General features: G+C 61.8%; 17 protein-coding genes and 1 tRNA gene. 14 read left to right on the top strand and 4 right to left on the bottom strand.

What is annotated here, in order from left to right:
* Nucleotides 1-2 precede the first annotated feature (2 nt).
* The 13 genes from MHX53_RS10405 to trxA all read left to right on the top strand — a co-directional run bounded on the left by MHX53_RS10405 (nucleotide 3) and on the right by trxA (nucleotide 9109).
* Complete coding sequence (locus MHX53_RS10405; RefSeq protein WP_070478517.1) at nucleotides 3-1187, top strand: MFS transporter; 1185 nt, start codon at nucleotides 3-5, stop codon at nucleotides 1185-1187.
* An 89-nt stretch (nucleotides 1188-1276) separates the two neighbouring features.
* Entirely contained in the window at nucleotides 1277-1606 is a 330-nt protein-coding gene (fdxA, locus tag MHX53_RS10400; protein ID WP_070478519.1) for a ferredoxin, read from the top strand.
* Nucleotides 1607-1703: 97 nt separating this feature from the next.
* Nucleotides 1704-2312, top strand: coding sequence for a YdhK family protein (locus MHX53_RS10395; protein WP_070478521.1), 609 nt, complete (start codon nucleotides 1704-1706; stop codon nucleotides 2310-2312).
* A 63-nt stretch (nucleotides 2313-2375) separates the two neighbouring features.
* Complete coding sequence (locus MHX53_RS10390; protein WP_099299404.1) at nucleotides 2376-4586, top strand: heavy metal translocating P-type ATPase; 2211 nt, start codon at nucleotides 2376-2378, stop codon at nucleotides 4584-4586.
* A gap of 10 nt (nucleotides 4587-4596) precedes the next feature.
* Nucleotides 4597-4902 (top strand): metal-sensitive transcriptional regulator, encoded by a 306-nt coding sequence (locus tag MHX53_RS10385; protein WP_070478524.1) that lies wholly within the window; start codon nucleotides 4597-4599, stop codon nucleotides 4900-4902.
* Between the two features lie 411 nt (nucleotides 4903-5313).
* A complete protein-coding gene (locus MHX53_RS10380) occupies nucleotides 5314-5640 on the top strand; it encodes a hypothetical protein (RefSeq protein ID WP_083290898.1) in 327 nt (108 codons plus the stop codon).
* A gap of 41 nt (nucleotides 5641-5681) precedes the next feature.
* Complete coding sequence (locus tag MHX53_RS10375) at nucleotides 5682-5861, top strand: hypothetical protein (protein WP_099299416.1); 180 nt, start codon at nucleotides 5682-5684, stop codon at nucleotides 5859-5861.
* A 67-nt stretch (nucleotides 5862-5928) separates the two neighbouring features.
* Entirely contained in the window at nucleotides 5929-6393 is a 465-nt protein-coding gene (locus MHX53_RS10370) for a carboxymuconolactone decarboxylase family protein (protein ID WP_228073733.1), read from the top strand.
* A gap of 15 nt (nucleotides 6394-6408) precedes the next feature.
* Nucleotides 6409-6482 (top strand) — tRNA-Cys (locus MHX53_RS10365).
* 140 nt (nucleotides 6483-6622) lie between these two features.
* The gene (locus MHX53_RS10360; protein ID WP_070478528.1) at nucleotides 6623-7012 is read left to right on the top strand and encodes a metalloregulator ArsR/SmtB family transcription factor; all 390 of its coding nucleotides are present in this window, start codon (nucleotides 6623-6625) and stop codon (nucleotides 7010-7012) included.
* Nucleotides 7013-7014: 2 nt separating this feature from the next.
* Nucleotides 7015-7956: a cation diffusion facilitator family transporter gene (locus MHX53_RS10355; RefSeq protein WP_070478530.1), complete on the top strand. Its 942-nt coding sequence runs from the start codon at nucleotides 7015-7017 to the stop codon at nucleotides 7954-7956.
* 120 nt (nucleotides 7957-8076) lie between these two features.
* Nucleotides 8077-8691: a CueP family metal-binding protein gene (locus tag MHX53_RS10350; RefSeq protein ID WP_180965366.1), complete on the top strand. Its 615-nt coding sequence runs from the start codon at nucleotides 8077-8079 to the stop codon at nucleotides 8689-8691.
* 94 nt (nucleotides 8692-8785) lie between these two features.
* The gene (gene trxA, locus MHX53_RS10345) at nucleotides 8786-9109 is read left to right on the top strand and encodes a thioredoxin (RefSeq protein WP_099299417.1); all 324 of its coding nucleotides are present in this window, start codon (nucleotides 8786-8788) and stop codon (nucleotides 9107-9109) included.
* Nucleotides 9110-9174: 65 nt separating this feature from the next.
* Here the strand turns inward: trxA and MHX53_RS10340 are convergent, their stop codons facing one another.
* A complete protein-coding gene (locus MHX53_RS10340; protein ID WP_180965365.1) occupies nucleotides 9175-9411 on the bottom strand; it encodes a hypothetical protein in 237 nt (78 codons plus the stop codon).
* A gap of 18 nt (nucleotides 9412-9429) precedes the next feature.
* On the opposite strand from MHX53_RS10340, the gene MHX53_RS10335 reads away from it, so the two are divergent.
* Complete coding sequence (locus MHX53_RS10335) at nucleotides 9430-10380, top strand: replication protein RepA (RefSeq protein ID WP_099299418.1); 951 nt, start codon at nucleotides 9430-9432, stop codon at nucleotides 10378-10380.
* Nucleotides 10381-10612: 232 nt separating this feature from the next.
* On the opposite strand, the gene MHX53_RS10330 is transcribed toward MHX53_RS10335, so the two are convergent.
* From MHX53_RS10330 to MHX53_RS10320, 3 genes are all read right to left on the bottom strand, one after another.
* Nucleotides 10613-11805 (bottom strand): IS3 family transposase gene (locus tag MHX53_RS10330; RefSeq protein WP_102239297.1). Its coding sequence is split into 2 segments (ribosomal slippage): nucleotides 10613-11526 and nucleotides 11526-11805, totalling 1194 coding nucleotides; the frame shifts between segments, so codons are not numbered across the junction.
* A 42-nt stretch (nucleotides 11806-11847) separates the two neighbouring features.
* On the bottom strand, nucleotides 11848-12738 hold the full coding sequence (locus MHX53_RS10325; protein ID WP_239272659.1) for a TIGR00366 family protein: 891 nt from the start codon (nucleotides 12736-12738) through the stop codon (nucleotides 11848-11850).
* Between the two features lie 142 nt (nucleotides 12739-12880).
* Nucleotides 12881-13534 (bottom strand): PIN domain-containing protein, encoded by a 654-nt coding sequence (locus MHX53_RS10320; protein WP_102239296.1) that lies wholly within the window; start codon nucleotides 13532-13534, stop codon nucleotides 12881-12883.
* Between the last annotated feature and the right edge of the window lie 16 nt (nucleotides 13535-13550).

Below are 13550 nucleotides of genomic sequence, written 5' to 3'. Positions count from 1 at the left end.
CGATGGCGGGCGACTATACGAGGCAGATCCCGCGGCGGGGTTTCGCGCTCGCGATGGCAGCGACCATTCTCATGATGGCGGCTGCCAGCGCGCCGTCGTTGTTCTACCCCCAGATCGCAGAACAGCTCGGACTCGTCCCCGTCGCCACCACACTCGTATTCGCGGTCTACACCTTCACCCTCCTGGCCGCGCTGCTCTACCTCGGACCGCTCTCCGATCACATCGGCCGACGTCCGGTCGTAACCGCCGGTTCCCTGGCGCTGGCACTCAGCCTGGCCATGTTCTGGTTCGCCGACAGCCTCGCGACACTCCTGGTCGCCCGCGCTCTGCAAGGACTCGCAGCGGGTCTGCTCATCCCGGCCCTGTCGGCGATGATGATCGACTTCGAGCCGCCGTCGCATCCGAACATCGCAGCCCTGTGGAACACGATCGGGCCGATGATCGGTCTCGGGACCGGGGCACTCGGTGCTGCGCTGCTCCTCGATCTCACCCCCGAACCGACAACTGCGGTCTTCGGCCCGCTCGTGCTCGCCTTCCTCACCGTGGCAGCGACGGTGTGGAGCACACCGGAACTGGTCCCCAAGACCCGGATACGACGTGGCGACCTCCGCCCGCGGTTTATGGTGCCACTGCACCTGCGCCGCATGTTCACCGCCGGTGTGCCCGCGATTATCGCCGGGTGGGCGACCAACGGACTCTTCCTCGCGCTCGGAGCCGGCCTCGTCGGCAGTGAGCTCGGGGGCTCCACGCACACCCACGCGGGCATCGTCATCTTCGCACTGGCGATCTCCGGAATCACCGCCTCGTCCGTCCTGCAGCGGCGTTCCGCCCGCACCATCAGCCTGTATGCGACCAGCGCCCTGGCATTCGGCACCGCAGCGAGCATCGTCGCCCTCGCACTCGGTTCCTACCCGGCCTACGTCGTGTCGGTCGCGATCGTCGGTTCCGGGTTCGGCACAGCGTTCCTCGGGGTGCTGCGCACACTCATGCCCCACACGGCATCGTCGGAACGCGCCGCCGTGATGGCTGTGATCTACACGGTCGCCTACCTGGCATTCGGCGTGCCCACCATCGTCGCCGGGTTGCTCGTGCCGGTACTCACCCTGTCAGGAACGATGACAGTCCTCGGTGCGATCATCATCGCCCTCAGCCTTGCAGCCACCGTCCTACGCCTGCGCATTCCTTAGCCGGCCGCAGATCCGGCAGAGACTGACGACTTCTCCGAACTCCCCACCGACTCTCGCCGCCGAACCGCACCCGACCAAGAAGAGCAGCCATGACCTATGCGATCGCGCTTCCCTGCGCGGACGTCAAGGACCGCGCCTGCATCGACGAATGTCCTGTCGACTGCATCTACGAGGGCGAACGCTCGCTCTACATCCATCCCGACGAATGCGTTGACTGCGGAGCCTGCGAACCGGTTTGTCCCGTCGAGGCCATCTACTACGAAGACGACCTGCCCGACGAATGGTCTGACTACTACAAGGCCAACGTCGAGTTCTTCGACGAATTTGGTTCTCCCGGTGGAGCCGCGAAGATCGGACCGGCGGGCTTCGACCATCCCCTCATCGCCGCATTGCCCATCCAACATGAGCAGTCCCTCTGAGAAGGACAATTCGATCGATTCACGCCGGTACAACGCGCAATCCTTGACTAGTACCCCTGGGGGGTATAGGGTAGGTGTCATGATGAAAGGAGCTGACATGCAGAGGAGACTGCGAGCAGGGCTGGCAGCAGGAGTGCTCGGAGTGACACTCGTGCTCGCCGGTTGCAGCAGCGGAGCAGACGAAGACCAGCAGACCGACCCTTCGGCTACTGAGGAGCAGGGCCACGGCGGCGACAATGCAGAAAGCGGAGATGAGGAAATGGATCACTCGATGGAGCACCCGATGGACGGCGGACCGGCACCCGAGGGTATCGCCGAAGCCAGTGACCCCACATACCCGGTCGGCACAGAGGTACAGCTCACGGCCGACCACATGGAAGGCATGGACGGTGCGACAGCGACGATCTCCGGCGCATTCGACACGTACACGTACTCCGTGAACTACACTAACGCAGGTGGCGGCGACCCCGTCACGGACCACAAGTGGGTCGTGCAGGAAGAAATCGAGGATGCCGGCGACGAGCGCCTGACCGATGGCACAGCGGTGACGCTGCTCGCCAAGCACATGGAGGGCATGGAGGGCGCGAGGGCCACCATCGCTTCGTCCACCGATGAGACGGTCTACATGGTCGACTACGAGACGGACGGCATGAAGATGACGAACCACAAGTGGGTCGTCGAGAGCGAGATCCAACCAGCGCCCTGAGCCGACGTTCGCTTGCCCGGCGACCGGGTGAGCGGCATGGCTCGATGACGAAGGAGAAGAACGATGACGGACCCGAACTCACACCAGCACCACGGTCACGGAACCGATGCACCCGCTCACGGCGAGCATCACCACGGGTCTGTGTCCGCGCACGCCTCGGCGGAGGCGCACGGCACGCACGAGGGCCAGCACACTGGACACCAGGGCCACGCCATGAACCACGGGCAGCACTCAGACCACACGGGCCTCGATGAGAACGGTGTCCACGGAGATCACAGCGGCCATGGCGGCCACGGGGACCACGTTGGCCAGTTCCGCCGGCTGTTTTGGATCAACCTCGTCATCGCCATCCCCGCGGTCACCCTCTCGCCGATGTTCTCCATGCTGCTGGGCTACGAGGTCCCCGGCTGGGCGGGCTGGGTCGCCGCGGTACTGGGCACCGTCATGTACGTCTGGGGCGGCAGGCCCTTCCTCACCGGCGCCGTCAGCGAGTTGAAGTCCCGCAAGCCCGGGATGATGCTGCTCATCGCTCTGGCGATCACGGTGGCCTTCTTCGCCTCCTGGGCCGCGACCCTCGGGCTTGTCCATCACGAGCTGGAGTTCTGGTGGGAGCTGGCGCTGCTGATCGTGATCATGCTGCTGGGCCACTGGATCGAGATGCGCTCCCTGGCCCAGACCACCTCGGCGCTCGACTCGTTGGCTGCACTGCTGCCCGACGAGGCCGAGCGCGTCGAGGGCGAGAACGTCGTTAAGGTGGCCCCAGCCGACCTCGTTGTGGGTGACGTCGTGATCGTGCGCCCCGGCGGCAGCGTTCCGGCCGACGGCACCATCGTCGACGGCCGCGCCGACATGGACGAGTCCATGATCACCGGCGAGTCCCGCCCGGTCTCTCGGGGCGAGGGCGAGACAGCTACCGCCGGCACCGTCGCCACCGACTCCGGCCTGCGGGTGAAAATCACCGCCACCGGCGACGACACCGCCCTGGCCGGGATCAACCGGCTCGTCACCGAGGCCCAGAACTCCTCCTCCCGCGCCCAGCGGATCGCCGACAAGGCCGCGGCCTGGCTGTTCTGGTTCGCTCTCGGCGCGGCGCTGGTCACCGCTGTCGTCTGGACGCTCATCGGCATGCCCGACGAGGCCGTGGTCCGTACCATCACCGTACTCGTCATCGCCTGCCCCCACGCCCTCGGCCTGGCGATCCCGCTCGTGGTCTCCATCGCCACCGAGCGCGCCGCCCGCGGCGGCGTGCTGGTCAAGGACCGCCTCGCCCTGGAGTCGATGCGGCAGGTCGACGCAGTGCTCTTCGACAAGACCGGCACACTGACCAAGGGCGAGCCCACCGTCACCGGCGTCGAACCGACCGGCGACCTCGACGCCGACCAGGTCCTCGCCCTCGCGGCCTCGGCCGAGGCCGACAGCGAGCACCCGCTCGCCAAGGCCATCGTCGCCGCCGCCAAGGACAAGGGCCTCGCCCTTCAGCAGGCCAGCGGCTTCTCATCCTCGCCCGCCGTCGGAGTCACCGCGACTGTCGCCGGCCAGGAGGTCCGCGTCGGCGGCCCCCGGCTGCTTGAGGAGACCGGCCAGCACGAGGTCGGCACAGCCGAGGAATGGCGTTCTGAGGGCGCGATCATCCTGCACGTCCTCCGCGACGGCCAGGTGGTCGGCGGCCTCAAGCTCGCCGACGAGATCCGCCCCGAATCCCGCAACGCCGTCGACGCCCTCCACGCCCTGAGCGTCGAGGTCGTCATGATCACCGGCGACGCCGAGGCCGTGGCGAACGAGGTCGGACGGGAGCTCGGCATCGACCGCGTCTTCGCCGGCGTCCGCCCCGAGGACAAGTCCGCCAAGGTCGCCCAACTGCAGCACGAGGGCAAGAAGGTCGCCATGGTCGGCGACGGCGTCAACGACGCCCCGGCACTGGCCCAGGCCGACGTCGGCATCGCGATCGGCGCCGGCACCGATGTCGCCATCGCCTCGGCCGGGGTGATCCTGGCCAGCTCCGACCCCCGGTCGGTGCTCTCCATCATCCAGCTCTCACGACGCGCATACGGTAAGATGAAGCAGAACCTGTGGTGGGCCGCCGGATACAACCTCATCTCCGTGCCGCTTGCGGCCGGCATCCTGGCACCGGTGGGATTCGTCCTGCCAATGTCGATCGGCGCGATCCTGATGTCGGCCTCCACCGTGGTCGTCGCGCTCAACGCCCAACTCCTGCGGCGCATCGACCTCACACCCGAAGCCAGCACGCGTTCCGTCCTGGAACGCCAGAAGTAAGGACATGCCCATGTCTGTCGACACCGATTCTCATCAGCACGGATACATCAACGACAAGGAGCGCTACCTCGGCCGTATGAAGCGCATTGAGGGTCAAGCCCGAGGGATCGCGAAGATGATCGATGAAGAGAAATACTGCATCGACATCCTCACCCAGGTATCCGCCCTGACCCGCGCCCTCCAGGGGGTCGCGACCGGTCTACTCGACGATCATCTCAAGCACTGTGTGCTCGACGCAGCGAAGCTCAGCGACGAGGCGGCCGTCGAGAAGATACAGGAAGCCACCGACGCCATCAACCGACTCGTCCGCTCCTAATCCCGGACCCCGAGGCCGCGTTCCAGGACACGGCGGGAAGCCCTCACGACGCCCTCCACGCCTGATCCTCACCGACACGCCGTCCGCCCGCGATGCGCCCACTTTCGCTCAACGGGCCAGGCGAGCCGGCGCCCACGGCGTGCGCTTGCAGGCCGCGGCCGGGCTGCTGCGCATGAGTGCGGTGTACCAACGCCCCGTGGTCCGCTCGACCGCACCCCTACGATCCTCGTCCTTCGCACGCTCCATTCCGACCCCGAGCTGCAGTGCGACGTCACCGTCGAAACCCTGACCGCGACCGTCGACCCCCTGTCCCTCGAACTGCCGGAGACCTCGCTGGCACCCGCTTGGACCAGCGTCGAACCCCCACAACACGGGTGGAGATACATTGCGGACGTGTCCAGTCTGACGCTGATGCGTAGCGTCCGTGCCGGCATCGAGGCCGTGGCCCAAGCACTTCCCGACAAACCCGGCGACGATGTCGCCCGCAAGATCCGGGGCATGGTCTGGGGCACCCCGGACACAGCCCTCGCGTCGCTGCCACAAGGCGTCGCGTTCGCCGCCTACGTCTTCGGGTTCCTCAGCTCCGAAGGAGAGGCCGCGATCTCCACCGCCGGCCGCTGGACGCGGTTGACCCTTCCGACTGGACACGTACTCCTGCGCGGACCCGTCGTCTCTGGCCTCACCTCAATCCGCCGCACCCGGCCACGCGTCTCCGAGTCCTTCAAACCAATCGGATAATACTTGATACCCCATAGGGGTAAAGGGTAGGATTGGTGACTATGAGAGAGGCTGAACACGCGCACGCCACGTATGACACACCGCACCTGGATGCGGCCGGGATCGTGAGTCGGCAGCAACGCGAGTCCGGCGACTTCTACCTATTGACCGGTGTACATGCCGGGCATCAGCAGCAGGAACGCATCCCTGCGGGTTCAACCTCGAACTCGCGACCAAACTGACTAAGGAGGCATTATGCCCCGTTTTTCCCGATTGACCCCTGAGACCGCAGTGGGGAGCTCACGAGACTTGCTCGGCGATCTCGTCGAGCGGCACGGCGAGGTCGGAGACATGGTCTCGACGATGGCGCATTCCCCGGCGGTGCTCGGCGGTTATCTCCAGCTGAGCAAAGCCATGCGTCGCGCCAAGCTCGACCGCAAGGTCAGCGAGCTCGTTTCGATCGCCGTGCAGTCGCAGCAAGGATGCGGAATGTGCCTGGCCTCGCACATCAGCGCGGCACGATCACTCGGGGTCAGCGATAACGAGATCGCACTCGCCCAGCAGGGTACGGCGATGACCGGCCCGGTCGCGGCGATGATCGCGCTCGGCCTCCAGGTCTACCGTGAGCCTGCGTCGATCACCGACGAGCAGATCGACGAGCTTCGGGGGTTCGGGTACAGCGACCGTGAGATCTCTGATGTCGTCGGGGTCGTGTCGCTGAACATTCTCACCGGCGCCTTCAACCTGGTTGCCGGCCTCACGCCGGGCGACTGATCTTGCCGGCGACTTGGCGCCTTGGCCGAGAGGATAGGCAGCGGTCTGCAAAACCTTGTACACGGGTTCGAGTCCCGTAGGCACCTCCACTTTCCGCCGAATCCAATAAGGCACGCGTCGCAGGAAGCGGGCAGTCCACCCTCGGGCGCGCCGGAACCTCTGAGCTTCATTTCGCATCGAGCGACAGATCACACTCGACAATATCGTCATAGAGCGATATAATCGCTATATGACTATGAATCAACAAGAGGGGGCAACCCTCGACGAGGTGGCGACAGCAGCGTACGCCCACCTGTTCCAGGCATTTGCAGAACCGACGAGGTTGGCGATCGTGCAGCACCTCGCCTCGGGCGAGCACCGGGTCCGCGATCTGGTCGAGCACATGGGCCTGGCCCAGTCCACGGTAAGCAAACATGTCGGCTTTCTCGTTGAGTGCGGCCTGGCGACGATGCGCCCGGAAGGGCGCTCCACCTGGTACTCGCTGACACAGCCCGAACTCCTGCGTACCCTCGTCGCCGCTGCCGAATGCCTCCTCGATGCCACCGGCACGCAGGCCCTGCTCTGCACGCACCTGCGACTCCCACATACCCACCACGCGACAGATACGGAGAAGAAGTAGACATGGGCGCAGGACACAATCACGGCCCCGCAGCCAGCGAGACCGGGCACCCTGGAGATTTCCGCAAGAAACTCTGGATCGCATTCTCGATCACCGCGACGATCGTCGTCGCCCAGGCCATCGGCTCGGTCATCACCGGCAGCCTCGCACTGCTAACCGACACCGCCCATGCCATCACCGATGCCGTCGGCCTACTGGTCGCACTGATCGCCGGGACGCTGATGCTCAAGCCCGCCAACTCCAAGCGCACCTGGGGGTTCCGACGTATCGAGGTGATCGCAGCCCTCGGACAGTCGGCACTGCTGCTGGTGGTGGGCACGTACGCCGCCATCGAAGGAATCCGGCGACTGTTCGAGCCGCCGGAGGTGCCCGCAAGCGAACTGCTGATCTTCGGCATCATCGGCCTGGTCGCGAACATCATCGCCATCACCATCCTCGCCTCCAGCCGCGGTTCGAACTTCAACATGCGTGCCGCGTTCCTCGAAGTCCTCAACGACGCCCTCGGCTCACTCGGAGTGATCATCGCGGCGATCGTGATCTCCACGACCGGGTTCATGCAGGCCGACGCCATCGCCGGACTGTTCATCGCCACCCTGATCGTGCCTCGCGCGTTCAAGCTGATGCGCGAGACCACCGGCGTCCTCATGGAGTTCACTCCTAAGGGCCTCGACCTCGACAAAGTCCGCTCACACATCCTCGAACTCGACCACGTCCAGGATGTTCATGATCTGCACGCCTCCACTGTGGCGACCGGCCTACCGACCCTGACCGCCCACGTCGTCGTCGACGACGAATGCTTCACCGACGGTCATGCCGCCCAGATGCTCCAAGAGATCAAAGACTGCGTCGCAGGACACTTCGAGGTCTCCGTCCATCACGCAACCTTCCAGATCGAGACCGAGCACATTGCCGAACATGAACCGGAAGTCAGCAAGCACGACTGAACGCAGCGCCCCCTCCCGGGCTCGTACCGGGCGGGGCGCTTCCGCATCACACAGGTAGGCACTACCCCTATGGGGTACTATGGCCAATTGGCACCACGGGCAGGCACGAGAAGGAATCCCATGAAAAACCTCAGGTCATTGCCGAAGTACGGCGGGAAGAAAACCGCTGCAACCACCGTCGTGATCGGCGCTTTCCTGCTCACCGGATGCGCGGCCGCCAACGACTCACCCTCAGCCACCTCGGCCAGCGGAGCCGAGATTCTTGTCGAGAATGGTCTCGAAGGCCTCGACGTGCGGGAGCTGGTCGAAACGCTCGATGCGATCCCGCTGGACGATCGCACGGAGACCTTGACCACGTCGATCACTGCGGAGATGGTCACGCTCACTGATCAGCACGAGCACGCGACAGAGGTGCGGTTGCCCAGTGACGAGATCTACGTATCCGTTGCCCCGTATCGGTCGCAGACCCATGATTGCTACTACCACAGCCCGACCGGATGCCTGGGCGAGCTGCGCAACGCAGACGTGGCCGTAACGGTGACGGATGCGACGACCGGCGAGACGATCGTCGACGAGGAGTTGAGAACCCTCGACAACGGCTTCGTCGGGATCTGGCTGCCCCGAGGCATCGAGACATCGATCTCGATCACCCACGACGGCCAGACCGTCACCTCCGAACTTTCGACCGTCGGCGACGATGCGCAAACCTGCCTGACCACGATGCGACTGGTCTAAAACTAGCACCACGGGAATACCCCCACCGGGTAGGGTGTTGTGATGTGCGCGCGGTCTATCGCACGCGACGTGTAATAGGAAGGAAAGCAGTCCCATGAGCGAAGTCACCACCGTCGACACCCAGGCCTTCGAAGAGGTTGTGCTCCAGAGCGAGGTCCCCGTTCTCGTGGACTTCTGGGCAGCCTGGTGCGGCCCGTGCCGTGCGATCGCGCCGGTCCTGGACCAGATTGCAGCTGAGCAGGATGGAAAGCTCCTCATCGCCAAGCTCAATGTCGACGAGAACCCCGACATCGCCTCACGCTACAACATCAGTTCGATCCCTGTGATGAAGGTCTTCGACAAGGGTGAAATCGTGCGCGAGATCATTGGGGCGATGCCGAAGCCGCAGATCGAGCAACGCCTCGAAGGCATTATCTGAGGCTCGGCCGTCGAACCGTTCCCGAACTCCGCCGACCGTTGCGCGGCAGTTGATGGTCGCCCGACTCAGCGTGATTGCATACGTAATGCAAGACTGCGCAGTGCAACGAGCGCTTGAAGTGGCAGGACCCCGTTACCGAAGGCGGTCTTCTGCTGATTTGCAGTCAGTCCGCCCATCGTGTCGGTAATCCATCTGACTGGCAGATCCATAAGCCATTCCACGAACTCCGGCGACGGGCGTGGCCCTCTGTCCTCGTTCATATACACCAAATACACGGTTTGCAAGAAGTTAAGCAGTGTCACCAGAAAAGGGATTCTTCCATGGCACTGCCACCAGAAAAAATTGCTCAGCTTCAAGCAGCCCAAAAGACTGCCCAAGACCGAGAAGTTAATCAAGCAAAAGAACTTATAAACGCCCAAGACATTGGCTACACATCCAAACTCTTCGTCCAAGCATTATTTCCATACCGCAAGACCGACGAAGAAAAACGAGTCATAGAGACAGCACAAGGCCGAATCGTTGTCTACGCCGATGGAGGATTGCCCTACGGCAAATATCCCCGACTAATCATGGCCTACATCGTCACCCGTGCCGTGGAAAACGCAGGAAAGCTCAAAGCAGGCAAAATAGACCTTGAGCAAGCAGTCCGCATCCCTCTCGGACACTCCATGAACCACTTCCTCCAAGCCATCGGAGTAACTGGACGCGGCACAGGTGGCGCAACAGGGAACTTGGCCAATATCCGCGAGCAATTATTGCGCCTGGCTGATGCTCGCGTGACCGTCAAAGAGGACGATGGCGTACGCGCACGTGGTAAACACACTCAAATTATGGATGAATGGGACTTATGGTTTGATGCACGCGACCCTAATCAGGGAAGCTTCATCGAGTCCTACATCAAACTCACGCCACAATTTTTCCAGCACATTGTCGAAGCCCCCATCCCTATCGACCTTGCTGTACTACGCCAGCTCACCAAGCCACGGTCAATGGACATTTATATCTGGCTAACGGTCAAGCAGTTTTGGCTTAGCAAAAACAACCGAGACTCCTACCTTTTTACCTGGGACATGATGGCACAAAGCTTCGCCACCAAAGAGCTAGTATCAGGGCAAGACTGGGTGAACTTCCGCAACGAAATCAAGAAAGCCATCCACGATGTTCAGGCGATATGGCGTAATTGTGGAATAAAAGCCGACCTCGATGGAGTCACCGTCACTAAGACATCTCCCTCAGTTGAGAAAAAACCGCCACGTCCGCAGCTGGATTAATACTCATCAACGAGTGAGCGCCCCCTTGTGGGCGCTTTCTTTATGCCCTGGTCAGGCTGCGCATATTTACCAATACGGCTGCGCATATTTACCAATATCCAAGCAGTTATCCACAGGGCTTGAACTGGGATTTTATCTATTTCCCCTGGTCGCTTATAACTATAAACTGTAGAACTATATCCAGCAGGGGTAAAGGGCCTGACCCCCGGAAAGTGGACACGTCGGGGGTTATCTATGCTGCTTGGGTCAGTGTAGCTGATGTGAGTGCTTCGAAGTCATCGGGGGCTAGAAGGTTGCACCAGGAGTGTCGTCTGCGCGTGTTGTAGCGCATGCACCACCGGAAGACTTCCTGCCGGCAGGTTATCGGATTGTCAAAGATTTTCCGATCACGCAGCACTTCACGTTTTAGGGTGGCGTTAAATGATTCTGCCAGGGCATTATCGGCACTCGTTCCTACCGCTCCCATGGATTGGCGTACACCCAGCGACGAGCAGTATTTTCTAAACGCTTGTGAGGTGTACACGCTGCCGTGATCGGAATGAAAAATGGCCCCGTCAAGACTTCCACGCACACCATGTGCGTGGGCTAGAGCATCAATGACCAACGAGACACGCATGTGGTCTGCGAGTGCATAACCTGCAAGTTTCCGTGAATAGGTGTCAATGACTGTGGCCAAATACATGTTCTTGCCACCCTTACAGGGCAGGTAGGTAATGTCGCCGACATACACACGGTTCGGCTCGTCAGCTGTGAATGTACGGCCTACTAGATCTGGCATGACACGGTGACCAGGCTTGCGCCTGGTGGTGATGCATCGACGCCGTTTGCTAAAGCCTTTTAGCCCCATGTTTTTCATGATGCGTGCGACTTTCTTGTGATTGATCGGGGAAATGTCTGTATCGTCGTTGAGGCTTGCAGCGATGCGTTTAGCACCATAAAGCCCGTGCTCGTCATCGAAGATGGTCTTGATTTTTGCGCCAATAAGAGCATCAGAACACGTCTTTAACCTGCGTTTTTCGCGGGTTTGCACCCATTTGTAGAACGAGGAGCGATTGAGCTTTAACACGTGGCACATCCGCTTGACCGAGTACTCGGTTCGGTGGTCATAGACAAACTGGAAGCGGATCACCAGCGTGTCTCTTCGGCAAAATATTTCGCGGCCTTGCGCAGGATATCGCGTTCTTCGCGCAGCTTCGCGTTCTCTTTTTCCAGCTGGCGGATTCGCTCAGAATCATTCGTCGCTTGGGCTTTATCATGCACGGCTTTAATGCGGGCACGTTTGCCGGTGCCGTACTTTTTGACCCAAGAATGCAGCGAGGCTCGATTAATACCGAGCTCCGCTGATGCTGAGTTCAACGAGAGGTCCTCATTGTTTTCATAGAGGGCCACGGCATCGCGTTTGAACTGTTCGGAATACCTGGACATGGTGGTAGATTACCTTTCTTCCCAGCCCAACCGGGCTGGATATCAGGTGTCCACCAAAAAGGGGTCAGGTCCCTTCACAAAGTAACTGATGAGGTAGACCAAGAGCGCCAGCCCGGGAATCAGCACCAGGATGCGTGTGCCGTCCAGTCGTTGCGCAATGGTGGGTCCGGCCGAGGTGGTTTGGGTTTCGTCGCTACCGGTTGCGTTGGCGCGGAGTTCGGACTCCAGCTTTTCCTGTTCGTTTTGGTAATCGGTGATGGCTTCGTCGTTGATCTCGATGAGTTCCTCACGCTTGTCTTTAGGATGCATGAGCGGCATGAGAACAACGATTGCTGCCAGGGTGACGGCTGCTGTGATGACGTTCCAGGGCGCGAAAATTGTTTCAGATACGGGGATCAGCCCGCCGATTGCTTCCTGCATCTTATTGCCTTCAGTGGCAACGAACAGGGGTGCCGAGCCGGAGTAGCCCATGTGCCACACTACAAATCCGGCGTATGCGCTGGCCACAAGGAGTGGGTAGTGTACGCGGATGCCTTTTTCGCGCATTTCAATGGCCACTTGGCGGGCCACAAGGGCTCCTGCAACCAGCCCAAATGCCCATGCGAAAAGCGAACCGATACCCGCGGTCAGCACCACCAGGCTGTACGCTTGCCAGCCCTTGCGTGGCAGACGACCCAATGCGGAGAGGAACCTGCGCGCCGGACGCGTGTGGGCCAGCGCGTGCGCGCACAGAACTGTCAATGAAATCTGCGCCATGAACGACAGAAGGTCGGCCAAACCCGTTCCCCACGCGTCGATGATTTGCATGGGCCCGGAGTCAGTGAGCCCCCAACAAGCCAGAAAAACCACGATGCTCAGCCCGATGGCAAAGACAAACGATTCGGGAAACAACTTTTCGACCATGATCACAAACGGTCGCGCTAACTTGTTCATGCTCCTCCTTGAGCGTGAGTCCAGGCACCCTCACCTGTGCTTTCTGCGAGTTTCGTGTACCTGTCAGAGCAGTGTCAAGAGTGTGTCAATATGTGAGGTGGGGCACACTTAGTTCCGGTCGACTCGGGTTGCCCACACCCATCTAACCCAAGCCTTTGAGTCGCTTAGCCAACTTAAACGCCCGCGCCCGCCGGAACTGTTCACTCACCGTCCGGCGATCCGGCTCCAGCCCACACGCCTGGCAGTACTGCTCGTACAATGCACGCCACGTGTCCACGAAATGCGCGCGACACGCACCAGCCTGCGCATCCCACAACCGCACCAAAAGTGCGTCCCCAGTAACCAGCTCATAGCCACGCTCAGCCTTCTCATCCACGTGCGATGACACTGGCTTAAACGCTCGCACATCATTGCTGACCAGCACGTCCATCCCGCCCTGCCACGCGGCAACATCCAGGTGCGCATCGTCGGGGTCCTTGACGAAACCCCGCCTGGTCATGTCCATGCTGGCCATATCCAGGTGCCTCAGCGACTGCCGCCGCGCCTCAAACGCGCCCCCAATCTGTAGCCGGGTCCGTTCCCGGTACACGCGCCTGAGTGCCGGCCGTAGTTCCTCTAAGATCGCCGAGGTCGTATACAGTTCCAGCGCGACGCCGCCCAGCGCGACGCCACGCGCGCCGTCACCTCGGCCGCCACCAGGGGAGGCGCCACCCAGCTGGCGCATGGTGAGCAACCCAAGCCACAGAAGGTCCGACACCAGCACGCTGGTGTCGACCAACGCCCGAAGCCTCGCCACTAAACCGACCCCACTA

The sequence above is a fragment of the Brevibacterium sp. ACRRH genome (assembly GCF_022346365.1).
Lineage (GTDB): Bacteria > Actinomycetota > Actinomycetes > Actinomycetales > Brevibacteriaceae > Brevibacterium > Brevibacterium paucivorans.
Note: the sequence above shows the minus strand (reverse complement) of the source record. Positions and strands in the feature narration are given on the sequence as shown.